The following is a 24,687-nucleotide window of genomic DNA, read 5'->3' as shown; positions in this document are numbered from 1 at the left end:
AAGCCCACCGTCTGCCCCGGAGCAGGGGAGGCGTTTTCGGTCAAGGGAAGGATCGGCGTGAAAGTGAGATTCGGGCGGGCAATAGCCTGTCTCGTGGTTTCGGCGGTGACATCGGCGATGCTGCCGCAAGCCGCATATGCGGCGGCGACGAGTACCTCAGGAGTTTCCGGGGACGACGGCGGGGGTATCGTCGATTCCCTCAAAGGCTGGTTCTCGGACGCCGATCCGGGCGAAACCGCTCCCGAACAGCCCTCGACCGGCGGCACTCCGGTGCTGCCCAGTCGGGAGAAGATTCCCCGGGGCACGGCCGCGCCGAAGCCCCGGCGCGTCGCGGAGCTGACCGGTCGGCGCACCGCGACCGCCCGCTACTGGCAGCTGTCCGACGGCCGGGTGCAGGCCGAGGTGTCGGCGGTCCCGACCGCCTACCGGGCGGGGACCTCCTGGAAGGACATCGACCCGACGGTCACCGCGAGCCGGACCGCGGGCTATCCGTTCGCCAACACCACCAACGCGGCGAGCACGTGGTTCGGCACGGACCCGAGCCGACTGCTCCGCTTCCAGGCCGCCGACGGTCACCCCGTGACGCTGGGCCTGAAGGGCGCGGGCCGGCTCACTCCGGTCGCCGACGACGACACCGTGACCTACCGCAACGCGGTGGCCGGCGCCGATCTCACGTACCAGGTCGGCCCCGGCCGGGTGAAGGAGAACATCGTCCTCGGCAGCCGGCCCGCCGGCCCCGTGACGTTCACCTTCACGCTGGACGCGGGCGGGCTGACGCCGAGGGCGGCGAAGGACGGCTCGATCGGCCTCTACGGCGAGGGCGCGGATCCGGTCCTGGTCATCCCGGCCGCGTTCATGACGGACGCCGGAAAGGACCCGCGGTCGCCGTACGGCACCGGCTACAGCTCCGCCGTCGAGCAGAAGCTCAGCCGCGCGGGCAGGGGCTGGCAGCTCACGGTCACGCCGGACGCGAAGTGGCTGGCCGCTCCGGAGCGCCGCTATCCCGTCACGATCGACCCGACCATCTCCATCGCGCCGACGCCGAGCACGGCGCAGGACGTGATGATCTCGTCGGACGGCCCGACGACCAACTACGACGACAACTGGCGCCTCTCGGTCGGCAACACGTCCACCGGCGCCTCGCGCGCGCTGCTGCGGTTCCCGCTCACCGGCGTCCCGGCCGGCACCAGACTGGACTCCGCGGACCTGCGGCTGTACTACGACCAGACCCACACGACGACCGACACCGAGGTCCAGCTGGAGGCGCATCGCGCCACCCAGGCGTGGACCGAGGACCAGGCCACCTGGAACAGCGCCAACGGCATCACCGGGGAACTGTCCGGCACGTCGGTCGTGGTCGACAACGCCGAGGCCGGCCGCACCGCCGCGGTGGGCGCCTGGCCCGCGTCGGCGAACACCGCGTACACGCAGTACGCGGTCAACCAGACCTACCAGTACAACAAGGACTCGGTCGCGGGCGACACGTACGCCTGGCAGCCGAGCCTGCCGGAGGACGGTGCCTACCAGGTCGAGGCGCACTACGTGCCCGCCTCGGACCGGGCCACGAACGCGCCGTACACGGTCACCTACGACGGTGGTTCCCAGCAGTACCTGGTGAACCAGCAGGCCGGCACCGCCGGGGTGTGGAAGACGCTGGGCACCCACCCGTTCAAGGCCGGCACGCTCGGCAAGGTCGTGCTCGGCGACGGCCCCGCCTCGACGACGACGGCCGTGCTCGCGGACGCCGTCCGCTTCACCAAGGGCGGCGTGGTCACCAAGCGGCCCGGTGAGCTGAACACCTGGCACAGCTTCCCCGTCACGAAGACGGTCCAGCAGTGGCTCGACGGCACCTACGCCAACAACGGTTTCGTGGTCAAGGCCGGCGACGAGTCCGCGAACGGCCCGAAGGGCGGTCCCCGGTACGAGGGCAGCGAGTTCGGGTACGGCGGCGAGGTCGCCAACTACCCCCGTCTCGTCCTCACCTTCGGCCGGCAGGGCGTGGACCTCGCCGCCCCGTCCGTCATCCACGACACGGGCGCGGAGCTGACCTGGTCGGCATACCAGGACAAGGACCCGATCGGCACCGGCGACGACCTCGTCGAGTACCAGGTCCACCGCTCGATCAACCAGGCCTTCACCCCGTCGGCCGCGACGCTCGTCGCGCCGGTCAAGCCGGGGACCACGTCGTTCACCGACACGACCGCGGTGCCGACGAAGGCGGACGACCCCGACCCGTTCGGCCGCGCGTACTACTACATGGTCGCGGTCCGGACGCAGGACGGGCAGGTCGTCGCCGCGCCCACGCAGCTCGTACGCCTGCCGAAGGCCGGCCGGACGACGAAGGTCCTGGACGCCACGCAGGACACCACCCTGTCCTCGGCGCGCCCGACCCTCACCCACGACACAATCGACGACGGCGGCCCGAAGAACTGGCTCAGCGTCGGCAACAACTCCGCGACGTACGGCGACACCCGCGCCCTGCTGAAGTTCCCGGCCCTGGGCATTCCGGCCACGGCCCGGGTGCTGGACGCCAAGGTACGGCTGTGGAGCACCCAGACGGCGCAGGACGCCGCCGGCGCGGTGTACGAACTCCGGCCTTTGACGCGTGACTTCGACGAGTCCGCCGCCACCTGGGTGAAGGCCGACGCGGCCACCTCCTGGACGGCGCAGGGCGGCGACTTCGGCGCCGTGGCGGGTGACACGGGCGCGAAGACCAACGACCCGGCCCGGCACGACTGGAGCGTCGTCTCGATGGCCCAGTCCTGGGTGACCACCCCGGCCTCCCAGCAGGGCGTGGTGATCAAGATGGCCGACGAGGCCGCGTCGCAGGAGCGCACCCTGTTCCTGTCCTCCGAGGGCACCGAGCAGCGGCTGCGTCCGCGGATCGTCGTCACCTACATCGACTCGACGACCGAGTCCACGTACTACGCGCCGCAGACCCCGGCGCGGATGACGCCGAACACCGACTACACGATCGACTTCACGCTGACCAACACCACCGCGGCGGCGTGGAAGGCGGCCGATCACGTCCTCACCTACCGGTGGACGCTGCCGGACGGCACCGACGTCACGAACGGCGGCAACCAGGTCCGCACCGTCCTGCCCTCCGACGTCGTCCCCGGCGCCTCGGTGAACCTGCAGGCGGTCGTGCGGACGCCGATCAACTCGGACAACGGCAACAAGCGCACCGACTACGTGCTGACCTGGGACGTCCTCGACAAGACGGCCGGCACGTGGACCTCGGGGACCTCCGGCATCCCCGGTCTGCAGCAGAACGTGGCGGTGGAGGACCCGACCTCCAACCAGCTGGGCATGGAGAAGTTCTACGTCTACTCGGGCAAGAACACCGGCGCCGGCTCGACGGTCATGAACAACCTGGCGTCCGGCAACAGCGTCTGGCAGTACAACGCCTTCACCAACCCGGGCCGCGGTGTCACCACCTTCGCCCGGTTCGCGTACAACAGCCTGGACACCTCCGACACGGTCTCCGGCCACGGCTGGTCCTTCCAGGCCGCCGGCCCGATCCGGCTCGGCGCGCCGCTGGAGTTCCACCCGAAGCCGCACCCGACCGAGATCAGGCTCCCGGACGGCGACGGCACGACCCACGTCTTCCGTGAGCAGCCCGACGGCTCCTGGAAGGCGCCGGCGGGCGTCCACTACAAGCTCACGGCCAAGCCCGGTCTGGACTGCACGCCGCTGAAGGACCCGATCCCCGACGCCTGGACGATGACCCGCCCCGACGGCACCCGGTTCCTGTTCGGCTGCGACGGCTACATGACGTCGCTCGTCGACAAGAACGGCAACACGCAGACGTACACGTACGAGGAACGCAAGTCCAACAACAAGCCCACCAAGTTCCTCTCGTACGTCACGGACCCGGCCGGCCGCCGGTCGCTGACGGTCGAGTACTGGGCCAAGGCCGACGGCGTGGGCCCGAAGATCGTCGACCACATCAGGTCGATGACCGACATCTCGGGCCGCAGGATCACCTTCGACTACTCCGACAAGGGTCTGCTCACCAAGATCACCGATGGTGCGGGCTCGACCCAGCCGAAGGTCTTCGGCTTCGAGTACGACGCCGAGCAGGGCAACAAGAACGTCAAGCTCGTCAAGGCCACCGACCCGCGCGGCAACGCGACGGCCATGGCCTACCACGCGCCGAGGACCGGCGACGATCCGAAGTACCACTGGTGGACCAAGACGATCACCGACCGTCTCCAGGGCACCACGGGCTTCACGTACGCGGTGAACGCCGGCAACGCCAAGTTCACCGACATCCAGGTCACCGACGCGGAGGCGCGAACCTCCGGCTACGTGACCGACGACTTCGGCCGCGCCCTCCAGTCGACGAACGCCAAGTCCCAGTCGATGAAGCTGTCGTGGGACGCGGACAACAACGTCACCTACATGGAGGAGAACAACGGCGCCAAGACCGCGTACTGCTACGACCAGAGGACGGGCTACCCGCTCTGGAAGCGCGACGCGGAGAACAACAAGGCGGGGGTGCCGCCGTCCTCGGACTGCGCCCCGGGCACCTTCCCGGCGAACTCCGCCCGGTACGTGTACCAGACCCGTGCCGACGGCTACGCGGCCGATCTGTTCACCAAGACCTCTCCCGAGGGCCGGAAGTGGCAGTTCGGCTACGACACCTTCGGCAACCTGAAGACGGTCACCGACCCCAAGGGCCTCGCCACCTCGACCGCGGGCGACTACACCACGTCGTACGAGTACGACGTGTACGGCAACCTGACCAAGGCGACCGACGCCAACGGCAACGCGGACACCAACGGCGACTTCGGGCCCACGGGCTTCCCGAGGACGATGACGGACGCGCTGAACAAGTCGTCGACGTTCGTCTACGACGAGCGCGGCCAGGTCACCGAGGTCATCGACGCCCTGGGCAAGAAGGTCACGCAGACGTACGACACCTTCGGACGTCCGCTGGTCAAGACCGAGCCCAAGGACCAGGCGGCGGGTGACCTGATCACCGCTCCGGCTCCGGTGTACGACGCCAACGACAACGTCACCACATCGACCGCGCCGAACGGCGCCGTGTCCACCGCGGTGTACGACGCGGCCGACCAGATCACCTCGGCGACCGCTCCGAAGTACACCACCACGTCGGACGAACGGCGCACGACGTACACCTACGACAAGGTCGGCAACCTCCGGACGACGACCGAGCCGAAGGGCACGCTGACCACGGCCGACGCGACGGACTTCGTCACGACCAACTACTACAACGAGATCTACCAGCTCACCTCCGTCACCAACGCGAACGGCGACAGGGTCAGCTACGAGTACGACGACGCCGGCAACACCACGAAGGTCGTCGACCCGAAGAAGAACCTCACGGCCGACCCGGCCGACTACACGAGGCTCTCCGCCTACGACCTGAACCACCGGGTCACGTCGGTCACGGACGCCGCGGGCAAGACCACCAGGAGGGCCTACGACAAGGACTCCCTGGTCATCTCCACGACCGACGCCGAGAACAACACCACGCTCGTCAGCTACGACGAGCGCGGCAAGCAGACCGAGGTCAAGGTCCCGCGCAGCGGCACCTCGCCGATCGTCCACCGCACGACCCGGTACGAGTACGACCAGGTCGGCAACAGCACCAAGGTGATCACCCCGCGTGCCGTCGAGGCGGGCACGACCACGGCGTTCACCGTCCGTACCGAGTACGACAAGCTCAACCGACCGGTCAAGCAGTACCAGCCGTACGACCCGGCCGACAGCCGCCACAACGACCCCGCCGTCTACACCGAGACGGTGTACGACGCCGTGGGCCGGGTCGCGAAGACCTCCCTGCCGCCCTCCGAGGGGCAGACGGTCCGGAACGACACCACCTTCACCTACTTCGACAACGGCTGGACGAAGAGCTCCACGGACCCGTGGGACATCGCCGCCACCTACGACTACAACGACGTGGGCCAGCAGACGACCAGGACGCTGACGTCCGCCGGCGGCTCGTCCAACCGCACGATGACGTGGTCGTTCTACCCCGACGGAAAGATCAGGTCCCGTTCCGACGACGGTGTTCCGGTGGGCAGGTCGGTGGTCCTGGTGGACAACTCCGACACCCAGCACACCTCCTCCACGGGCACCTGGGCCACGGGGAACACCGCCGGGCAGCAGGGCTACGACCACCGCACCCACGCGGCCGGTACGGGCACGGACGCCTTCACGTGGACGCTCGACATCCCCAAGGACGGCACGTACACCGCGTACGTGAAGTACCCGAAGGTGACCGGGGCCGCAACGACCGCGAAGTACACGCTCTCCCACGGCACGACCACCGAACCGGCGGTCACCAAGGACCAGAACGCCGGCACCGGCACCTGGGTCAGCCTCGGGAACTACGCCCTCAAGCAGGGCGAGGACACCAGGCTGAAGCTGGAGCAGAACGGGACCGGCCTCGTGGTCGCGGACGGCGTCAAGCTGGTCCGTGACAACTCCGCGGAGACCGACACCGAGAAGCGGACCTTCGACTACGCCTACGACGCCAACGGCAACCTGACGTCGATCGGCGACACGTCGTCCGGAGCGAAGGTCGATGCCTACGCCATCGCCTACACGGACCTCAACCAGGTCCGGAAGGTGACGGAGTCGCTGGCCGGTGTGGAGAAGAAGGCGACGTCGTACACGTACGACGCCAACGGGCAGTCGGAGACGGTCAGTCACCCGAGCCAGTACTCGAAGTACACGTACGACCTGCGGGAGAAGGTCAAGACGGTGTCCGTCGGCAAGTCCGCGACGGACGGCTCCCCCAAGGTCACCTCGTACACCTACACGGACCGCGCCCAGAAGCTGAAGGAGACCAAGGCCAACGGCAACACCGTCGACTACACCTACTACCTCGACGGTTCGGTGAAGTCGACGACGGAGAAGAAGGCGGACGGCACCACGCTGGTCGCCTCGCACACCTACGCCTACGACGCCAACGGCAACAAGGCGCAGGACGTCGCGAAGAAGATGAACGCCGACGACCGGGCGGCGTACCTCGACTCCACGACGGACTTCACCTACGACCCGGCCGACCGCCTCACCAGGTCCGTCAAGACGGGTAACGGTGCCGGCACGGAGATGTACGTGCACGACGACAACGCCAACGTCGTCAGCCAGACGCTCAAGGGAACGAGCACCACGTTCCAGTACGACCGCAACAGGCTGCTGACCGCGACGACGTCGGGCGTCGCCGCCCAGTACGCCTACGACCCCTTCGGCCGCCAGCAGTCGGTCAGCTCCGGCGGCAAGGTGATCGAGCGGAGCGTCTACGACGGCTTCGACCACGTCGTGGAGTCCCAGAAGGCGGACGCCGGCGGCGTGATGAAGTCGACGACGTACACCTTCGACCCGCTGGACCGCACCGCGTCGAAGACGGCGGACGGCAAGACGACCGACTTCGAGTACCTGGGCCTGTCGGGTGAGGTCCTCGACGAGAAGGTCGCCGGAGCGCTGACCAAGTCGTTCCAGTACAGCCCCTGGGGCGAACGGCTGTCCCAGAGCAAGCACAACACCGACGGCACGACCGAGGACGGCTACTACGGCTACAACAGCCACACCGACGTCGAGACGCTGACGGACAAGAACGGCGACACCAAGGCCACTTACGGCTACACCGCCTACGGCAACAACGACGCCACCGAGTTCACCGGCATCGACAAGCCCGAGGCCGGCCAGCCGGACAAGGAGGAGTACAACCCCTACCGCTTCAACTCCAAGCGCTGGGACGCCCAGTCCGGCACGTACGACATGGGCTTCCGCGACTACAACCCGGGCCTCAACCGCTTCACCACCCGGGACATGTACAACGGCGCCCTCTCCGACATGAGCCTGGGCGCGGACCCGTACACCAGCAACCGCTACGCCTTCACCGGCGGCAACCCGGTGAGCGGCGTCGAACTGGACGGTCACCTCGTCTGGTTCGGGATCCCGCTCGTCTACTGGGCGGCCGCGGCGCTCGCGGGTACGGCCGCCTACGCGGCGACTCCGCAGGGCCAGCAGAACCTGGCGGACGCGGGGGCGGCCCTGGGCAGCCTCCTGATGCCGCGCGCGGACGAGATCGACTCCGACGACTCGTCCGACAACGAGCCGCGTCCGGGCCCCACGCCCCAGCCGTCACCGAACCCCCAGCCCCGGCCCGTGCCGCGGCCCACCGAGACCAACAACCCGCAGTGCAACGCGATGCCGTTGATCGACGACGGACGGATCTACGGCGGCCTGGAGGAGTACACGGATCACACGGGGAGGAAGGGCTGCCGGGCGACCGGCGCCTGGGCCTTCCTCACCAAGGACGACCGCCGGTCCCGCACCGGTGCGAACGGTCTGCCCAAGTGCCCCGAATGCGAGCCGTCCGTCAGTCCCGAGGGAATGGAGGAGATCCGGGCAGGAGGCGGGAAGCCGCAGGCCGGCCACCTGATAGGTTACTGGGGCAAGGGCACCGGTCAGGATGTCAGGAACCTGGTCGCCCTGCACGGCAGGGCGAACGCGAGGATGGCCAGCAAGGTGGAAGCCTTCGGGTGGAAGCATCTGACCGGCGACAACAAGCTCATCATGTCGGTCGTGCCCATCTACGGTGATCCCCATTCGGCCGTTCCCACCCTCGTCCAGGTCGGAATGACCGCGTACGCACCCAACGGGGACATCGCGGGCACGTTCTCGTGCACGGCGATCAACTCCCAGAGCGGCATGGGCTCGACGTGCTAGAAGGGACCCAGTAGTGGCAACGCTTCCAGAGATCCAGGCCCTGTTGGGTGAACCCAGGTTCAACTGGTCCGATCCGGCTCCGTGGAACGAACTGCAGCAGGAATTCGGCATCGAATTCCCTGCGGACTTCCGTGAGATCGTGAACGCCTACGGGTCGATCATGATCAACGAGCAGTTGTACCTGGAGCACCCGGCCGGACACCTTCTGCACAGCCTGGGAAAGACCATCCGGGGGGATCTGGAGCTCTGGCGCGAGGAGGACATGGCGGAGTTGCTCCCCGGTCCGGTGGGGGCGAACCCCGGCGAGTTGATGCCGGTGGCGTCGGCGGCGACGGGGGAATGGATCTTCCTGCGTGTGCCCGACGACACCTCGTCGCCCTGGCGGGTCGTGGTCCAGGAGATGGACAGTCCGGCGTGGACCCTCTACGAGATGACGTTCAGCGAGTGGCTGCTGGCCTATCTCAAGGGGAGGGACGTGACGCTGTGCGTGCGCGACCGCGCGCCTGACGGTCCGTCGTACGAGTTCCTGTCCTGACCCTGGAAGTGAACGCGGTGGTGCCCCCGGCCCTGGCGGCCGGGGGCACCACCGTTCCGTCGTGGGATCAGGAGACCAGCGGGGCGTCCACCTCGGTCAGCTTGACCGTGCACAGCCCGCCGCGTTCGGTCGTCACGTCGGTGACCTCCAGCTGGGTGCCCGGGGCGAGGATGTACTCCTCCTCACCGGTGAACGCGGAGAAGCTGCGGATTCCCACCGCGCGTGCCGGGGTCACCTCGAACAGCGTCCGCTTGCCGCGGCTGCCGAGGAAGGACCGTGCGACGCTCAGCTCGGAGGTGCACGAGGACACGCCCCACCAGGTCACCGTCCCGCCGACGGGGTACTGCCGCCGCAGGTCCAGACCGACACCACGCCACAGTGGCCTGTGCTGGGCGGGCAGCCCCGAGACCGCCGAGAACAGCAGGCGCAGATACGGCAGGTAGGGGACGACGCGGCTGCGGTCCGGCGAGCGCAGCACGGCGTTGATGTTGCGGTAGAAGCCGGACTCGCAGGTGTAGAGGAAGAGTGCGGCGATGGCGTCCGCCGACAGCCCTCCCCCGGCCTGCTCGTCCGCCCGCCGCTTGCCGAACTCGCGCGAACGGTCGACGTGCCGGCCGAGCCCGGACAGCACCGCGGTGACCGGGGCGACTGCGTCCTCGAAGGGCATCAGCGGGGTGTCGAACACGCCGGTGACCGGCGGCAGGACGTGGCCCTCGTCCTGGACGCTGGTCAGCCGCTCCAGGTACAGCTGGTGCAGCTCCATCGTCGAGGCGATGAAGGCGCCCATGCGCGCGGCGACATCGGCGTCCGGGCCTCCCGAGCCGGCGCCGCCCGCGGCGCCGGTGCCGGCGGTCGGCCGGTTCCAGCCCTTGCTCGGCAGCCAGTCGATCGCTTCGGCGCCGAGCGACAGCAGGGCGTCGTTCACCGTGGCGAAGTGGTCGCCCTCGCAGAAGAGGTCTCCCTGCGCGGCCGGGTTGGCGTGGTCGATGTGGCGGACCTCCACGCCGGGGTACTTCTTCTGCAGGCGCAGGACGGTCCGCTTCAGGCTGCGGGCGTGCGCCCCCCACCAGGCGAAGACGACCCCGCGGTCCTGCTCGTCCTCGGCGTCCTGCTTGGCCCGGAGGATCTCCTCGACGATCCGCTCGGCCACCGGCCGCCAGAACCCGGTGTGCTGGTCGGTCGCCATGGCGCCGTCGGCGGAGGCGGTCAGTGAGGCGTTGAGCAGCAGCACACCTTGCGTGAGCATCGCCTGGAACCACTCGGGCGGCTGGACCGTGTCCCGTTCCTTCAGCAGCGTGCGGACCTCGCCGACCGGCGTCTTCTTCGCGATCCCGTACTTCCACATGGCCGCTGCCTTGATGAGGCAGCGGATGCTGACGACCCGTCCGAACTGGCTGTCCTTCCAGTCGTTGAACGTGTTGTCGAACATGGCGATGCCGGTGGCGCTCTCCGGCCGCGGGTAGGGGTTCTGGCCGAAGGCGACGACCTTCCACTTGTGCGGCGGGTTGGGCTTGAGCGCCTGGAAGGTCAGCTCCCGCACGGGGACGACCTGGGGGCTGCGGCCCGGGCCGATGAACTCGGCGGCGTCCGACCGCGCCTCGATGACGGGCTTCAGGACCGGGAGCCACGGCTCCCCGCCACCCGTGAACAGGGCTGCCAGGCCGAGCGGGTCGTTCGCGTCGGGCTGCGGCGGGGTGGGCGTGGCGTCGCTCATGGCGGAGGAACTCCCGGTCGTCGTGCCTGAGGGGTGGAGGGGGCCGGCGGGCGGCGTGGCGGGGCCGTGGTCAGCGGCGAAAGGAATGCCCTTTCGGCGGCATGATCCGCACCCGCGTCGTGGGCGGGGCCTGGTCGATGCCGGCGAGCTGGCTGGCGATCGTGGCGCGCAGCTCGTCGTCGTCCTCGAACCAGTGGTCGTGGAAGAGCGTGTAGCCGGTCCACATCAGATTCGCGCAGACCCGGGCAGGCACGCGGCCGGTCTGCGCTCCCATCCCGACCAGTGCCACCGAGCGGACGCTGCCCGGCACCCGCCGGTTCTGCCGGTGCACGGCCTGGAAGGCCGCCGCGCACGCCATGGCCACGTTCAGCGTCTCGCTCACGTTCTGCGAGGAGCTCACCATCGTCGGCGTCGAGATCAGGAAACGCGGCACCTCCGCGCCCGACGGGACGCACACGGCGCTGCCCACCGGCAGGCTCCCGGCGAACCGGTCCCGGATCGCCCGCTGCACCCGCAGCTGGATGCCCGCCCCGAGGTGCCGCTTGATCACGGCGTCGACGCCGCCGTCCATCCGGCCCGCCGCGTTCGTCGGCGTGACCCAGGCGTCCACGTTCTCGTCGAGGATCGAACCCCGGCGGATCTCGATGCCCGGCGTGTCGGCGAACGCCGCCCGCCACGCCTCCACCACACGCTCGTTGACGTCCGTCAGTACCACCCTGAGCGTCGTCTCCACACAGCCCTCAGCCATCACGTGCCCCCTGTCAGGATCGGCTTCTTCCGACACCTCCGAAGCTATCGGGCACCACTGACAACGCCGCTCGCACGGAGCGACGATGACCTTCCGTCACCTCCGGGTGCGCGGCCGTCCGCCCCCTGCCCCTCCACGAGGTCGAAGGGCGCCCGACGCCGGCGGGGCCGCGTCGGGCGCCCTCGACACGCCCTCGCTCGTCGCGAGTCACCCGGCTCAGCAGGCGACGGTGCCCCTGCGGATCGCGTGACCGCCGGTGTTGCTGTCGTCGGCCCAGTAGACGGGCCTGGTGCCGGCGACGCACTCGTCGGCCGCGGCGAGCGTGAAGCCCTCGTTGTTCAGGTCGGCCATGCCGGCCGGGCGGTTGTAGTCGGCGGCGGGGGCGAAGCCGCCGTCGCCGCCGATTTTCATGGTCCGGTGCCGGCCGGAGCAGGTGTCGTCGCAGACGACCCACAGGCGCGCGGCCTGCGGCTCCCACTGGAGCTCCATCACGCCGGCCATGCCGCTGCTGGTCGTGGCGATCCGGGTGGCGGCGCCGCTGTCCTCGAGGACGTAGCCGTGGACCGCCCCGGTGCCCTCGACACCCACGAAGAAGACGCCGCCGGCGTGCGCGCCGAAGCGGCTCGGGTCGTAGACCGCGCCGGTCGTCCCGTCCTTGAAGCCCGCGGCGGTGAGCGTGGCGTCGGGGATCCAGGTGATGGCCTCGAAGCCGGCGTTGGAGCCCACGGCCGGCAGGCCGGCGGTGAGGTTCCACTCCCTGGTGGCGGTGAGGGTGGTCCCGGTGCCCGTGTCGACGTCGTAACGCAGGACCGACAGGCGGCTGGTGCCGGACGCGTCCCCGTTGCGCTCGCTGGCCACGTAGGCGCCGCCCGCGGCTCCCGCGCCGGTCAGGGTCACGGCCTCGCTGTCGGGGGCACCGGTGCCGCCGGGGAAGCGCAGGGCCTTGCCGGAGGTCCAGCCGTTCGCGGTGTCCGGTCGCCAGCCGCCGGCGCCGTCACGGACCAGCCGCCACAGCTTGCCGGAGTTCTGGGCGCCCCACAGCACGGAGCCCTCCTCGTACAGGCCGCTGAGGTCCGAACCGAAGACGTCGGTGCCGTCGGCCGTCGCCACGGAACTGCCGCCGGGCCAGGCCTCCGGGCCCGTGCCGCCGCCGCAGTTGTTGAGCGCGCCGAGCGTCAGGGCCGACTGGGCGAAGGCGCCGGTGCCGTCGGGGCAACGCGACCAGGACGGGGCGGAGTGGCTGGTCCAGGTGAAGCTGTCTACCAGGGTGCTGCCGCCGGGCAGGTAGAGCCGGGCCTTGTCGCCGGAGCCGAGACCGAACGACGCGGAGACGTCGAAGGCGCGTACGGCGCCCGGGGCGACGGTCGTCCCGGACGGCACGGTGAACTTCGAGCTGTTGTTGTCGTCCTTGAGGATCCAGCCGGAGACGTCCACGGCGGCGGCGCCCTTGTTGAACAGCTCGATCGAGTCGTTGACGCCGCCGGTCGTCACCACCTCGTTGATGCGGATGTCGTCCGCGGGGGCCGCGTGGGCCGTGGGCGCGAGCACCGCCGCGGCGACGGCCGTCGCGGTACCGGCGACGGCCAGGCGGAGCGAGGCGCGGCGGAGGGGGGCGTGGCGACGACGCCCGCGGGGAGCGCGTACTTCGAGCACGGTGTCCGTCCCTGGAGGAGGAGGCAAGTGGTGGCTGGGCGAGACGAGGGTCCCGGCCGATGCCGAACAGCGGTCGGCGGCGGCCCGGTTGCCGTGTGAACGCAGGTCGAACGACAGGTCGACGAGCACCGCCCCTTGCCCGGCGGGGCGGCCGCGCCGCCGGCACCCGCGTGGAGCCCGGGCCCGCGACCGGCGCCGTCGCGCGCGTCCTCGCGCCCCGCCCGGCGCCGCCGGATGGCCTCGCCAGCCGATGATCGGAGACGGCGTGTCCCAGCTCTTCCCCACCCGGGGCGGCACCCTGCGCGCCGTCGCCGTGCTCACCGGCGCCCTCGCCCTCGGCACCGCGGCCTGTGGCTCCGACGGCTCCGACAGCGCCACCCGGGCGGGGGACCACCGGCCCGAGCGGCGCGGCGGCCTCTCCCGGCGCGCGCGACGGGCGCCGGCTCGGTGCCGAGGGGGACGGCCCCACGCGGACGTTCATGTCCTGGCCGACCCTCGGCCTCCGTGTGGGGCGACGAACTGCCCTCCCTACGCGAGGACATCGCCCGCATCGCCCGCGCCGTCGGCGAGTACGAGGCCGTGGTGATGATGGCCCGTCCGGAGCAGGTGGCCGCGGCCCAGCGGGCCGTCGGCTCGCAGGTCGAGGTCATCCCCCTGGAGGTCGACGACCCCGGGCGACCTAGCCGGGGGCGATCGGGCTGAACGCGCGCCGGTAGGCGGCGGGCGAGACGCCGAAGGCCGTCTTCATGTGCGCGCGCAGCGAATTGCCGGAGCCGAGGCCCGCCCGGTGGGCGACCAGGTCGACGGAGAGGTCGGTGGTCTCCAGCAACTGCTTGGCCAGTTCGAGCCGTTGTGCGGTGAGCCACTGTCCTGGGGTCATCCCGACCTCGTCGCGGAAGCGGCGGGTGAAGGACCGCAGGCTCATCCGTGCGTGCTCGGCCAGCTTGCCCAGGGGCAGGGGCTCGCCGAGGTGCTCCAGGGCCCACGCGCGGGTGGCGGTGGTGCTGGCGAGGGTGGGTTCGGGAACCGGGCGGTCGATGAACTGGGCCTGCCCGCCGTCACGCCACGGGGGCACGACGCACATGCGGGCGGCCCGGTTGGCGGCGGCGGCACCGTGGTCGCGGCGGATCATGTGCAGGCAGAGGTCGACGCCGGCGGCCACGCCGGCGGAGGTGAGCACGTCGCCGTCGTCGACGAAGAGGACGTCCTCGTCGATCCTGACCTTCGGATAGGCGCGGCGGAACTCCGGGGCCAGGTTCCAGTGGGTGGTGGCCGGTCGCCCGTCGAGCAGCCCGGCCGCGGCCAGGACGTACGAGCCGGAGCAGATCGAGACCAGGCGGGCGCCGGGGCGGATCCCGGCGATCGCCGCACCGACCTCGGGCGGCAGCGGGCCGCCTTCGGCGAGCTGCGGCATGGCGTGCGTGGGCGGGAGGATCACGGTGTCGGCCGCGGCGAGGGCCTCGGGGCCGGCCGCGGGCTGGACGACGAAGCCGGCGTCGCTGAGCACGGGCCCGCCGTCGGCGGTGCACACGACGACCTCGTACAGGGGGCGGCCCTCGGCGTCCTCCACGCTGCCGAAGACCCTGGAGGGGATGCCGAGCTCGAAGGGCGGCACTCCGGGCAGGGCGAGCACGGCGACGCGATGCCTGGGCCGCGGCTCCCGTGCGCCGCCGCCGTCCTGCTCGCCGTTCCTCACCGTGTCCCGCGTTTCCTCCATGGCCAAATCCTGTCACATAGTGGCCGGACGGCCAACACCACGGAGTGCCGGCATCCCGGATCGTCGTACCCGTCGCCGCCGGAAGGGATCCGGCGGGACTCGGATCGAGACGGAACGAGGCGGAGAGAGCATGCGCGCGGTGGTCGTGGAGCAGTGGGGCGGACCCGAGAACCTGGTCGAGCGCGAGGTGGAGCGGCCGGAGCCGGGCCTGAACGAGGTCCTGGTGCGGGTGCACGCCGCCGGGGTGAACCCGGTGGACTGGAAGACCCGCGCCAGCGGGGCCCTCGTCGAGTGGGGCGACGTGCCGGTCGTCGGCTGGGACGTGTCCGGCACCGTCGAGGCGGTGGGACCCGGCGTCGGGCTGTTCCGCCCCGGCGACGAGGTCTTCGGCATGCCCCTGTTCCCGCGGCAGGCGGGCGGTTACGCGGAGTACGTGGTGGCCCCGGCCCGGCACCTGGCCCGCAAGCCGGCGTCGCTGACGCACGTGGAGGCGGCGGCGCTGCCGCTCGCCGCGCTGACCGCCTGGCAGGCCCTGGTCGACGCCGCGGACGTACGGCCCGGGGAGCGCGTGCTGGTGCACGCGGCGGCCGGCGGCGTCGGCCACTTCGCGGTGCAGATCGCGAAGGCCCGCGGCGCGTACGTCATCGGCACCGCCAGCGCCGCCAAGCACGACCTCGTGCGGGAGCTGGGCGCGGACGAGGTGATCGACTACCGCGAGGAGCGGTTCGAGGACGTCGTCTCCGGCGTCGACGTCGTGCTCGACGGGCTCGGCGGGGAGACGGCCGAGCGCTCCGTGAAGGTGCTGCGGGCCGGCGGGCGGCTGGTCACCCTGCCGGGGCCGGACGACGTGCCCGCCGCGCACGACGAGGTGCGGGCCCTGTGGGTGCTGGTCGAGCCCGACCACCTCGGCCTGCGCGAGGTCGCCGCGCTGGTGGAGCGGGGCGCGCTGCGGCCGGTGGTCGACACCGTCCTGCCGCTGGCCGAGGCGGCCAAGGCGCACGAGATCGGCGAGCGGGGCCGTACCACCGGCAAGATCGTCCTGACCGTGGCCTGATCCGCCGCCCGCGGCCCCTCCCCGGGCCGTCGACCGACGCCGACGGCCCGGGGCGCGGCGCCTCAGGAGGGGACGGCGGCGACACGGACGCGGCTCATATGCCGCATCCGGAGGCCGACCAGTAGCGGGTGGCGCGGTGGTCGACGTGGGTGTGGTCGCTGTGCCCGGGATACCCGGGCCCGAGGATGCCGTTGAAGCCGTGGTTGCGGGCCTGCCGGGCGAGCGTGCACAGGGAGTGCGGCCCGGCGGCGAGGTCGGCCGCGTCGCCGTACAGGTGACGGCTCGACGTCGCGCCGCCGACGGCGTCGTTGCAGGCGTAGCTGCGGAAGCCGCTGGTGACGGTGACGGGCTGGTCCCCCAGGGCGTGGCGGAGGGCTTCCAGCTTCCACATGGTGCGCAGTGCGTTGGCCTTGGCCGTGGCGGCGCTCACCGCGCCGCCCTCCCAGGTGGAGTTGCAGTCGTTGAGCTCGGCGTAGGAGAAGTGGGCCGGGGTGCAGTCGTCGTCCTGGAGGGCGTAGATCTTGCTGAAGGTCGCGGAGCCCGCGACGCCGTCGGCGGCCAGTCCGTAGGCGGACTGGAAGCGCTTGACCGCCGCGGCGGTGGCGGGGCCGTAGGAGCCGTCGACGGCCAGGACGCCGCCGTAGCCGGGATAGCCGGCCACGCGGATCTGCAGGGCCGTCACGTCGGCGCCGGACGCGCCCTGCGAGAGGGTGCGCGACCAGGTGTAGCAGCCGTCCGCGTGGGCGGTTCCGGCGGTGGCCGCCATCCCCAGGAAGAGGGATGACGCGAACATGACAATCGAGAGGAGCAGGCGTACGGGCCGGGACTGAGCGGTGGATCCGGGCATCGAACCTCCATCACCGAACGGGCCTGGGACGGCCCTCGGAGCGGGGCCGCCCCCCGAAGGTTGGCCGCCCGGGTCGACGCGCGTCAACCACACCTCCGCTGCGTCATGCACCGGCCCTCTGCAACCCGCCCCGGGCCGCACCTCGGCGACGGTGCGCACGGCGGCCCACGGCCACCCCGCGCACCCTCGGCCGACTCAGCCCTGCTCGGTGATGTTGACCATCCACGTGATGCCGAACTTGTCGGTGCACATGCCGAACACGTCGCCCCACATCTGCTTCTCCAGGGGTACGGCGACGGTGCCGCCCTGGGACAGCTTGTCCCAGTAGCCGCGCAGCTCGTCCCCGTCGTCGCCGCTCAGGCTCACCGAGAAGTTGGTCCCGGGCCGGTGCTCCATGCCCGGCGGGTTGTCCGCCCCCATCAGCGTGTAGCCGCTGGGGGTTTCGAGCATGCCGTGCATGATCTTGTCCTCGTAGCCGGGCGGCGTCTCCGAGCCGAAGTCGCCGTAGCCGCTCAGGCTCAGCGTGCCGCCGAGGACGCTCTTGTAGAACTCCATGGCCTGCCGCGCATCGCCGGAGAAGCTGATGTACGGGTTGAGACGAGATGCCAAGGGACGCTCCCTTCAGGTGGACGGACCTGTACGGGCGGCAGCCTACGGGTGCTATGGGCGGAATCAGATGATCTGGGAGCGTGGTCGCTCGTCCGGCCGCCCCCGCCCCGGACGGCGCCGTCGCCGCCGCCGTCGAGGACCGCCCGTCAGAGGGCCCCCGCGGCGCTCGGCGCGCGCAGCGCGTCGGCGATGCCCTGGGCCAGGAACGGGATCCGGTGGGCCGGGACGCCGGCGATGTTGATCCGGCCCGCCGTCGTGCCGTAGATGCCGGAGCGGCGGCGCATCCGCAGCATGGCCTCGGGGCCGAGCGGCAGCATCGAGAACATGCCCTTCTGCCCGGCGAGGACCTTCGCCTGCTCCTCGTGACCGAGAGCGCCCAGGTGGGCGACGAGGTCGGTCCGGTTGGCCGTGATCCGGTGGCGCATCGCGTCGAGCTCGGCGCGCCAGGCGGCCCGCAGGCGCTCGTCCTCCAGGACGGTGGCGACCACGGCGGCGCCGTGGTCCGGCGGCATCGAGTACAGGGTGCGCGCGGCGTTCTGCAGGGCGGTCTCGACATGCCGGAGGGCGCGTGCCGAGGAGCCGACGACGACGGCGCACCCGGTGCGGTCGCTGTAGAGACCGAAGTTCTTGGAGCAGCTGACGGCGATCAGCACCTCGGGGAGCCGTTCGGCCAGCATCCGGGTCGGGCGCAGATCGGCGTCGAGGCCGTCGCCGAGGCCGTGGTAGGCGAGGTCGACGAAGGGGACCCAGCCGTTCGTCGCGGCGAGCGCGGCGAGCTCCTCCCAGGTCTCGGGGGACGGATCCGCGCCGGTGGGGTTGTGGCAGCAGCCCTGGAGGAGGACGACGTCACCGGGGCCCGCCTCGCGGAGGTCGTCCAGCATGCCCGTGCCGTCCGCCCGCCCCGTGGGGTCGAGCCACCGGTACGTGCGGACGGTGAGCCCCGCGCCTTCGAGGATGGGGCGGTGGTTGACGTAGGCCGGGTCGCTGATCCACACGGTGGCGCCGGGGCGCGTCTGCCGGACGAGATCGGCGAGCAGGCGCAGCGCGCCGGTACCGGCCACGGTCTGGACGGCCGTCGCCCGCGCGATGAGGGCCTCGGTGCCGAGGACGGTGCCGAGCATCGCGCGGTTGAAGGCGGTGTTGCCCGACAGGCCGCGGTACTCCTTGGAGCCGGAGCTCTCCGCCAGGCGTATCTCGGCCTCCTTGACCGCCGCCATGACGGGGGTGACCCCGGTGTGGTCGCGGTAGACGCCGAGGACGAGGTCGAGGCGCTCGGGGCGCGGGTCGGCGGCGTACTCGGCGGTGAGGTCCCACAGCGGGTCGGCGGGCGGGGCGGGCAGGAGCTCAAGCATCGGCGGACACCTTGGTTCGGGGGCGGCGGTTGGCGAGCGCGACGCCGAGGGTGATGAGGGGGACGCCGATCACGACCGGCAGGGTCGGCGACTCGCCGAGGAGGGGAACGGCGAGCAGGACGACGGCGACGGGGCTCAGACTGCCGACGACGGAGCTGCGTTCGGGGCCGATCCGGCGGATGGCGAACGCGTACAGCAGCCCGGCGCACAGGCCGACGCCCAGGCCCTGGACGACGAGGAAGAGCGCGATGTCGGCGCCGGCCGCGTGGGCGATGCCGGTGGGCAGGACACCGGTCAGCGCCAGCAGCGCGATGACGGCGAAGGAAGGCAGGCAGAGGAGGCCGATGGACCCTACGGGGTCGAGGTCCACTTCCCGCAGGCCCACGGTGTAGAGGGCCCAGAGGCCGCTGGCGACGAGCAGGGTCCCGGTGCCGAGCAGGACGTGCGAGTCGAGGGCGGCGGTGTGGCGCCACACCAGGGCCACGACGCCGGCCACGATCAGGGCCAGTCCGGCCGCCTGCGTGCCGCGCGGCGCGCTCTTGCCGCCCGCGATCATCAGGGCGGACACGAAGAGCGGGACCATGCCGGGCACGATCGCGCCGACGAACGCGGCCGAGGTCAGGGAGCCGCCGTACATGGCGGCGAGGAAGAAGGGCACCCCGGCACCGCAGACGATCTTGGCCGCGGGGCCGAAGCGGACGGCGGCGAGCCGGCGCCGGCGCCGCCACAGGGCGGGGGCCAGGATCACGAGGGGCACGCCGAAACGCAGCAGCGCGGCGTCGGCGGGCAGCAGCGTGGAGCTGCTCAGGGCGCGGGCGCTGAGCGCGAACGCGGCCCAGATGGTGACGGTGAGCACCAGCGCGCCCATGCCCACGGTCTGCGGGGAGAGCCTTGCGAGGGGCCCGGTACCGGGCTGTCGGGGCGGGCCGGTGCGGGGCCCGGGCTCCCCGGCCCGCCCCGTCGTGGACGGTGTGCGCGAGGCCGGCGACCCCACCGTTCGCACCCCCGCCGATTGCGCTGCGGCCACCGCCCTGTTCCTCCCGCTCGAAGTCGTCACGAAGCCGTTCGGGCGGAACCGACGTGCGGTTTTGCCCCGACAAGCAACGGTAGGGCTTCGGGCAGGGCAGATGATTGCCAGTTCTGCCCTCCAGACATAGCGTGGGGGCAGAATCTGCCAAGAACAGCCAGGGAGAACCGATGGACGCCGTGGATTTCCAGATCATCCACGAGTTGCAGGCCGACGGGCGGCTGTCGAACCAGGACCTCGCCGACCGGATCAGGCTGTCCCCCTCCCCCTGTCTGCGCCGGGTGCGCCGCCTGGAGGAGTCGGGCCTGATCGGCGGCTACACGGCCACCGTCGACCAGGTCGCCTACGGTCTGCCGATCACCGTCTTCGTACGGATCCGCCTGGAGCGCCACACGGCCGAGGCGGTCAACGTGTTCGAACAGCACGTCGGGCTCATCGACCACATCCAGGACTGCTACCTCATGGCCGGCAGCAGCGACTACCTGCTCAGGGTCGTCATCGAGAGCCTGGAGGCGTACGAGGCCCTCGTGCGCACCCGGATCCACGCCATCCCGGGCATCGCGTCGATCGAGTCCAGTTTCGCCTTCGGGAGCGTCAAGCAGTCCCGGGTGTATCCGCGCCCGGGGGTCCCGTCCCGGCCGCGGGCGGGTGGCTCGGGCGGCTGAGGAGGCACCGCAGGCCGGGGACCGTCGCCCGCGGTTCACCCAACCGCAACCGGGTCAACTCTGTGGCAACACCGGGTATCTTCACGCACGCCCTACGTTCCGAACGCCCTCGTCCCGCGAACGAAAGGTTTGTCATGCCCAGTCGGAAGGTCACCCTGGTGGCCCTCGTCGGCACCCTCGCCCTCGGCACCCTGGCCGCCACGGCCCTCACCGGCCTCGCGCCCACCGCCTCGGCGGCCGGCACCACGTTCACCGCGACGGCGGACACGTACGTCGACAGCCTGAACCCCGCCACGAACTACGGCGCGTCGCAGCAGCTCGGCGTCGACAACAGCCCGGTCAAGCAGATGCTGCTGCGCTTCGACGTCTCCGGCCTCACGCAGCCGGTGACCAGCGCGAAGCTCCGGATCCACGTCGACGACGTGTCCGGCGCGGAAGCCACCAGCGGCGGCACGTTCCGCGCGATGTCGAACAGCACGTGGTCCGAGACGTCGGTGACCTACAACAACCGACCCGCCATCGACGGCGCCACCCTCGGCACCCTCGGCGCGGTCGCGCGCAACACCTGGTACGAGGTCGACGTCACCTCGTACGTGCGGGGCAACGGCACCTTCGCCCTCGGCGTCACGTCGTCGAGCAGCAACGGCGCCGACTACGACTCGCGGGAAACCGGCGCCACCGCACCGCAGTTGGTGATCGAGACGGGCAGCACGCCCACTCCGACGCCGACCACCCCGACGCCCACCTCCACGACCACCCCGCCGACCGGCGACCCGGTGCTCGTCGGCGCGGGCGACATCGCCACCTCGGGCTCCGGGGACACCGCGACCGCGAACCTCCTCGACACCATCTCCGGCACGGTGTTCACGGTCGGCGACAACGCCTACCCCAACGGCACCGCCTCGGACTTCTCCACCTACTACGAGCCGACCTGGGGCCGCCACAAGGCGCGCACCAAGCCGGCGCCGGGCAACCACGACTACAACACCTCCGGCGCGTCCGCGTACTACAGCTACTTCGGTGCCGCCGCGGGCCCCTCGGGCCAGGGCTACTACTCGTACGACCTCGGCAACTGGCACGTGGTGTCGCTGAACTCCGAGACCTCCATGGCCGTCGGATCGGCCCAGGAGAAGTGGCTGCGCGCCGACCTCGCCGCCAGCGACAAGCCGTGCACGGTGGCCTACTGGCACAAGCCGCGCTGGACGTCCAGCTCCGGCCACGCCCCGGAGCCCGCGACGGGTCCGCTGGTCCAGGCCCTGTACGACCACAACGCCGAGGTCGTCCTGACCGGCCACAACCACCAGTACGAGCGCTTCGCCCCGCAGAACCCGAGCGGGCAGCTCGACACGGCCCGCGGTCTGCGGCAGTTCGTGGCCGGCATGGGCGGCGCGAGCCTCTACGGCTTCGGCACCATCCAGCCCAACAGCGAGGCCCGCAACAACGACACGTTCGGCGTCCTGAAGCTGAACCTGCACGCGAACAGCTACGACTGGCAGTTCGTGCCGCAGGCGGGCAAGACGTACAACGACAGCGGCACGGGCACCTGCCACTGACCCCGTCCGCCCGGCCCGGACCCGTTCGCGCCGCCCCGCTCACCGGCGGCGGCGCGGGCGGCGTCCGGCGCCCCCGCATCCGCACCCGGAGGTCGTCACCCCCGTGTATCTCTCCACGATCGGCAGGACGGAACTGCCGACCGACTCCCCGGCGCCCGGCCGGCGCCGCTGGAAGCCGGTCGGGGGCAACGTCCTCGCGCTCGGCACCGTCAGCCTGATCACGGACGTCTCCGCCGAGATGGTCACCGCCGTGCTGCCGCTCTACCTGGTGCTCGGGCTGCAGCTCGGCCCGGTCGCGTACGGCGCCCTCGACGGCCTCAACACCGGGGCCACCGCCCTGCTCCGGATCGTCGGCGGCTACGTGGCCGACCGGGTCAGCCGGCGCAAGGCGGTCGCCGGAGTGGGCTACGGCCTGTCGGCGCTCGCCAAGCTCGGGCTGGTGGCGGCGGGCAGCTCGGTGACGGCGCTCGGCCTCGTCCTGACCGCCGACCGGGCGGGCAAGGGCCTGCGGACCGCTCCTCGCGACGCCCTCATCACCCTCTCCACCCCCGAGCACGCCCTGGGCCGGGCCTTCGGGGTGCACCGGGCGATGGACAGCATCGGCGCCTTCGCCGGTCCGCTGGTGGCCCTCGCCGTGCTCACGGCCGCCTCCCAGTCCTTCGAGGCGGTCTTCGTCAGCAGCTTCTGCGTGGCGGCCCTCGGCGTGCTGGTCCTCTTCCTCTTCGTACGGGACCGCAGGACGGCCCGGCCGGCGACGGGCGCCGTCTCCCCGCGCGCCGTGGGCCGGCTGCTGCGCGCGGCGCCGGTACGGCGCCTGGTGGGCGCCGCGTGCCTGCTCGGACTGGCCACCGTCGGCGACGGGTTCGTGTACCTGCTGCTCCAGCGGCGCGAGTCCCTGTCCCTCGGCTGGTTCCCGCTCCTCGCCGTCGGTACGAGCCTCTCCTACCTCCTCCTGGCGGCCCCCCTCGGGGCGCTGGCCGACCGGATCGGGCGGCTGCCGGTGATGCTCGGCGGCTACGGCGTCCTCGCCGTGGTCTACCTGTTGCTGCACGGCCCCTTGGGCGGCCCGGCCCTCCTCGTGACGGTCCTCTTCCTGTACGGCCTGTTCTACGCGTCCACCGAGGGCGTCCTGATGGCCCTGGCGGGCCCCGTCCTGCCGGAGCGCCTGCGGACGACGGGCATCGCCCTCGTCCAGAGCGGCCAGGCGCTGGCGTACCTCGGCTCGTCCGTGCTCTTCGGCCTGGCGTGGCAGGCGTGGGGCCCGGCGGCGGCGAGCCGGGGAGCGGCGGTGGCCGTGGTCGTCGTCGCGGCGGCGACGGCGCTGCTCCTCGCTCCCCTGCGGCGCCGGACCGCACCGACGCCCCCGGACGGACCCGACTCCCCTGCTTCCCCGGACTCCCGGACCCCGCACGAAAGGCCCGGCTCCTCCTCATGAAGGCCATGAACGCCCCCACCCAGCGCGTGAAGATCCTCGTCACCGTGCTCGCGGCCCTGCTGCTGGCGGCCCTGGCGGCCGCCACCGTCGTCCGCGCCCGGCAGAACGCGGCGCCCGACCCCGCCGGCGACGCCCGGACCCCGGCCGTCGCCGCGGCCTCCCCCGATGCCGCCCGCCACCCCGGCGGCCGGGTCCGGGTGCTCAGCAACGGGCTGCTGTCCACGGTGTCGCTCGCCGACCCGTCCGGGCCGCGCACCGTCACCTCGACGCACTGCGACCGCGCCTACACGGCGGGCGGCACCACCGCCTGTCTCACACCCGCCGGAGCACTCAGCGGCCCGAGGCTCCTGGTCCTCGACGAGGGACAGCGGACCCGGCGCACCGTCCCCCTGACCGGGCTGCCCAACCGCACCCGGGTCTCGCCCGACGGCCGCATGGTCGCCTGGACGCTGTTCGTGGGCGGTGACTCGTACGCCGGCGGCGGCTTCTCGACCCGCACCGGAATCCTGGACACGCGCACCGGCCGGGTCATCCCCTCGCTGGAGGACTTCGCGGTCTTCCGGGAGGGCCGTCGCCACCGGGCCGCGGACATCAACGTCTGGGGCGTGACCTTCGCGGCCGACGACAACCGCTTCTACGCGACGGTCTCCAGCGCCGGCACCCGCTCCCTGGTGGAGGGCGACATCGCGGCCCGGACCCTGCGCACCCTGGCGGACGACGTCGAGTGCCCGTCACTGTCCCCCGACGGTCGGCGGATCGCCTTCAAGCAGGCCGTCGGTGCCGACCCGGCGAAGGGCTGGCGGGTGGCCGTCCTCGACCTGGCCACGCTCCGGCGCACCGAGCTGGCCGAGAGGCGGAACGTGGACGACCAGGCGGCCTGGCTGGACGACGCCACCGTCGCGTACGCCCTCCAGCGCCCCGACGGCACCAACGACGTGTGGACGGTCCCCGCCGACGGCTCGGGCGAGCCGCGGCTGCTGGTCCCCGGCGCCAACTCCCCCGCCGTCCTGCCGGCCTCCGGCTGAGGCGCCGGCCGGGCACGCGACGTACGCCGTCGCCCGGAGGG

The 24,687-nt window shown here is 71.7% G+C and carries 16 protein-coding genes; 8 read left to right on the top strand and 8 right to left on the bottom strand.

Features of this window, described 5'->3' with window-relative positions:
* Positions 1–117 precede the first annotated feature (117 nt).
* Entirely contained in the window at positions 118–8,712 is an 8,595-nt protein-coding gene (locus AB0M16_RS06625; RefSeq protein ID WP_365339501.1) for a DNRLRE domain-containing protein, read from the top strand.
* Between the two features lie 13 nt (positions 8,713–8,725).
* Positions 8,726–9,247: an SMI1/KNR4 family protein gene (locus tag AB0M16_RS06620; protein WP_365339441.1), complete on the top strand. Its 522-nt coding sequence runs from the start codon at positions 8,726–8,728 to the stop codon at positions 9,245–9,247.
* 67 nt (positions 9,248–9,314) lie between these two features.
* On the opposite strand, the gene AB0M16_RS06615 is transcribed toward AB0M16_RS06620, so the two are convergent.
* From AB0M16_RS06615 to AB0M16_RS06605, 3 genes are all read right to left on the bottom strand, one after another.
* The gene (locus AB0M16_RS06615) at positions 9,315–10,961 is read right to left on the bottom strand and encodes an ADP-ribosyltransferase domain-containing protein (RefSeq protein WP_365339439.1); all 1,647 of its coding nucleotides are present in this window, start codon (positions 10,959–10,961) and stop codon (positions 9,315–9,317) included.
* Positions 10,962–11,031: 70 nt separating this feature from the next.
* On the bottom strand, positions 11,032–11,709 hold the full coding sequence (locus AB0M16_RS06610; RefSeq protein ID WP_365339437.1) for a macro domain-containing protein: 678 nt from the start codon (positions 11,707–11,709) through the stop codon (positions 11,032–11,034).
* A 216-nt stretch (positions 11,710–11,925) separates the two neighbouring features.
* Entirely contained in the window at positions 11,926–13,362 is a 1,437-nt protein-coding gene (locus AB0M16_RS06605; protein ID WP_365339435.1) for a lamin tail domain-containing protein, read from the bottom strand.
* 504 nt (positions 13,363–13,866) lie between these two features.
* On the opposite strand from AB0M16_RS06605, the gene AB0M16_RS06600 reads away from it, so the two are divergent.
* Positions 13,867–14,064, top strand: coding sequence for a hypothetical protein (locus tag AB0M16_RS06600; RefSeq protein ID WP_365339433.1), 198 nt, complete (start codon positions 13,867–13,869; stop codon positions 14,062–14,064).
* Here the strand turns inward: AB0M16_RS06600 and AB0M16_RS06595 are convergent.
* Positions 14,042–15,079 carry a helix-turn-helix domain-containing protein gene (locus AB0M16_RS06595; protein ID WP_365339431.1) on the bottom strand — a complete coding sequence of 346 codons (1,038 nt, stop codon included), beginning with the start codon at positions 15,077–15,079 and terminating at the stop codon, positions 14,042–14,044. The genes AB0M16_RS06600 and AB0M16_RS06595 overlap by 23 nt on opposite strands.
* A gap of 130 nt (positions 15,080–15,209) precedes the next feature.
* Here AB0M16_RS06595 and AB0M16_RS06590 point away from each other — a divergent pair, with 130 nt between their 5' ends.
* Positions 15,210–16,133 (top strand): NADP-dependent oxidoreductase, encoded by a 924-nt coding sequence (locus AB0M16_RS06590; RefSeq protein ID WP_365339429.1) that lies wholly within the window; start codon positions 15,210–15,212, stop codon positions 16,131–16,133.
* Between the two features lie 94 nt (positions 16,134–16,227).
* On the opposite strand, the gene AB0M16_RS06585 is transcribed toward AB0M16_RS06590, so the two are convergent.
* The 4 genes from AB0M16_RS06585 to AB0M16_RS06570 all read right to left on the bottom strand — a co-directional run bounded on the left by AB0M16_RS06585 (position 16,228) and on the right by AB0M16_RS06570 (position 19,809).
* Positions 16,228–16,926, bottom strand: a complete 699-nt coding sequence (locus AB0M16_RS06585) for a D-Ala-D-Ala carboxypeptidase family metallohydrolase (protein ID WP_365339499.1) — start codon at positions 16,924–16,926, stop codon at positions 16,228–16,230.
* Positions 16,927–17,175: 249 nt separating this feature from the next.
* The gene (locus AB0M16_RS06580) at positions 17,176–17,589 is read right to left on the bottom strand and encodes a VOC family protein (protein ID WP_365339427.1); all 414 of its coding nucleotides are present in this window, start codon (positions 17,587–17,589) and stop codon (positions 17,176–17,178) included.
* Between the two features lie 146 nt (positions 17,590–17,735).
* Positions 17,736–18,941, bottom strand: a complete 1,206-nt coding sequence (locus AB0M16_RS06575) for an aromatic amino acid transaminase (protein WP_365339425.1) — start codon at positions 18,939–18,941, stop codon at positions 17,736–17,738.
* Entirely contained in the window at positions 18,934–19,809 is an 876-nt protein-coding gene (locus AB0M16_RS06570) for a DMT family transporter (protein WP_365339423.1), read from the bottom strand. The genes AB0M16_RS06575 and AB0M16_RS06570 overlap by 8 nt, the downstream gene beginning before the upstream one ends.
* Positions 19,810–20,138: 329 nt before the next feature.
* Here AB0M16_RS06570 and AB0M16_RS06565 point away from each other — a divergent pair, with 329 nt between their 5' ends.
* The 4 genes from AB0M16_RS06565 to AB0M16_RS06550 all read left to right on the top strand — a co-directional run bounded on the left by AB0M16_RS06565 (position 20,139) and on the right by AB0M16_RS06550 (position 24,646).
* Positions 20,139–20,633: an Lrp/AsnC family transcriptional regulator gene (locus AB0M16_RS06565; RefSeq protein ID WP_365339421.1), complete on the top strand. Its 495-nt coding sequence runs from the start codon at positions 20,139–20,141 to the stop codon at positions 20,631–20,633.
* Between the two features lie 134 nt (positions 20,634–20,767).
* Positions 20,768–22,186, top strand: a complete 1,419-nt coding sequence (locus AB0M16_RS06560; protein WP_365339419.1) for a DNRLRE domain-containing protein — start codon at positions 20,768–20,770, stop codon at positions 22,184–22,186.
* Positions 22,187–22,289: 103 nt separating this feature from the next.
* Positions 22,290–23,621: an MFS transporter gene (locus tag AB0M16_RS06555; protein ID WP_365339417.1), complete on the top strand. Its 1,332-nt coding sequence runs from the start codon at positions 22,290–22,292 to the stop codon at positions 23,619–23,621.
* Positions 23,622–23,626: 5 nt separating this feature from the next.
* Positions 23,627–24,646 (top strand): hypothetical protein, encoded by a 1,020-nt coding sequence (locus AB0M16_RS06550; protein ID WP_365339415.1) that lies wholly within the window; start codon positions 23,627–23,629, stop codon positions 24,644–24,646.
* The last annotated feature ends 41 nt before the right edge of the window (positions 24,647–24,687 follow it).

The organism is Streptomyces sp. NPDC051921, assembly GCF_040680975.1.
In the GTDB taxonomy this organism is placed as follows: Bacteria; Actinomycetota; Actinomycetes; order Streptomycetales; family Streptomycetaceae; genus Streptomyces.
This window is presented reverse-complemented; position numbering and strand designations above follow the sequence as displayed.

What these genes read in the sequence shown, in the direction of transcription:
- AB0M16_RS06625 (WP_365339501.1), top strand. Translation starts at nt 118, where the DNA reads ATGCTGCCGCAAGCCGCATATGCGGCGGCGACGAGTACCTCAGGAGTT.
- AB0M16_RS06615 (WP_365339439.1), bottom strand. Translation starts at nt 10,961, where the DNA reads ATGAGCGACGCCACGCCCACCCCGCCGCAGCCCGACGCGAACGACCCG.
- AB0M16_RS06610 (WP_365339437.1), bottom strand. Translation starts at nt 11,709, where the DNA reads ATGGCTGAGGGCTGTGTGGAGACGACGCTCAGGGTGGTACTGACGGAC.
- AB0M16_RS06595 (WP_365339431.1), bottom strand. Translation starts at nt 15,079, where the DNA reads ATGGAGGAAACGCGGGACACGGTGAGGAACGGCGAGCAGGACGGCGGC.
- AB0M16_RS06590 (WP_365339429.1), top strand. Translation starts at nt 15,210, where the DNA reads ATGCGCGCGGTGGTCGTGGAGCAGTGGGGCGGACCCGAGAACCTGGTC.
- AB0M16_RS06585 (WP_365339499.1), bottom strand. Translation starts at nt 16,926, where the DNA reads ATGTTCGCGTCATCCCTCTTCCTGGGGATGGCGGCCACCGCCGGAACC.
- AB0M16_RS06575 (WP_365339425.1), bottom strand. Translation starts at nt 18,941, where the DNA reads ATGCTTGAGCTCCTGCCCGCCCCGCCCGCCGACCCGCTGTGGGACCTC.
- AB0M16_RS06570 (WP_365339423.1), bottom strand. Translation starts at nt 19,809, where the DNA reads ATGGGCGCGCTGGTGCTCACCGTCACCATCTGGGCCGCGTTCGCGCTC.
- AB0M16_RS06565 (WP_365339421.1), top strand. Translation starts at nt 20,139, where the DNA reads ATGGACGCCGTGGATTTCCAGATCATCCACGAGTTGCAGGCCGACGGG.
- AB0M16_RS06560 (WP_365339419.1), top strand. Translation starts at nt 20,768, where the DNA reads ATGCCCAGTCGGAAGGTCACCCTGGTGGCCCTCGTCGGCACCCTCGCC.
- AB0M16_RS06550 (WP_365339415.1), top strand. Translation starts at nt 23,627, where the DNA reads ATGAACGCCCCCACCCAGCGCGTGAAGATCCTCGTCACCGTGCTCGCG.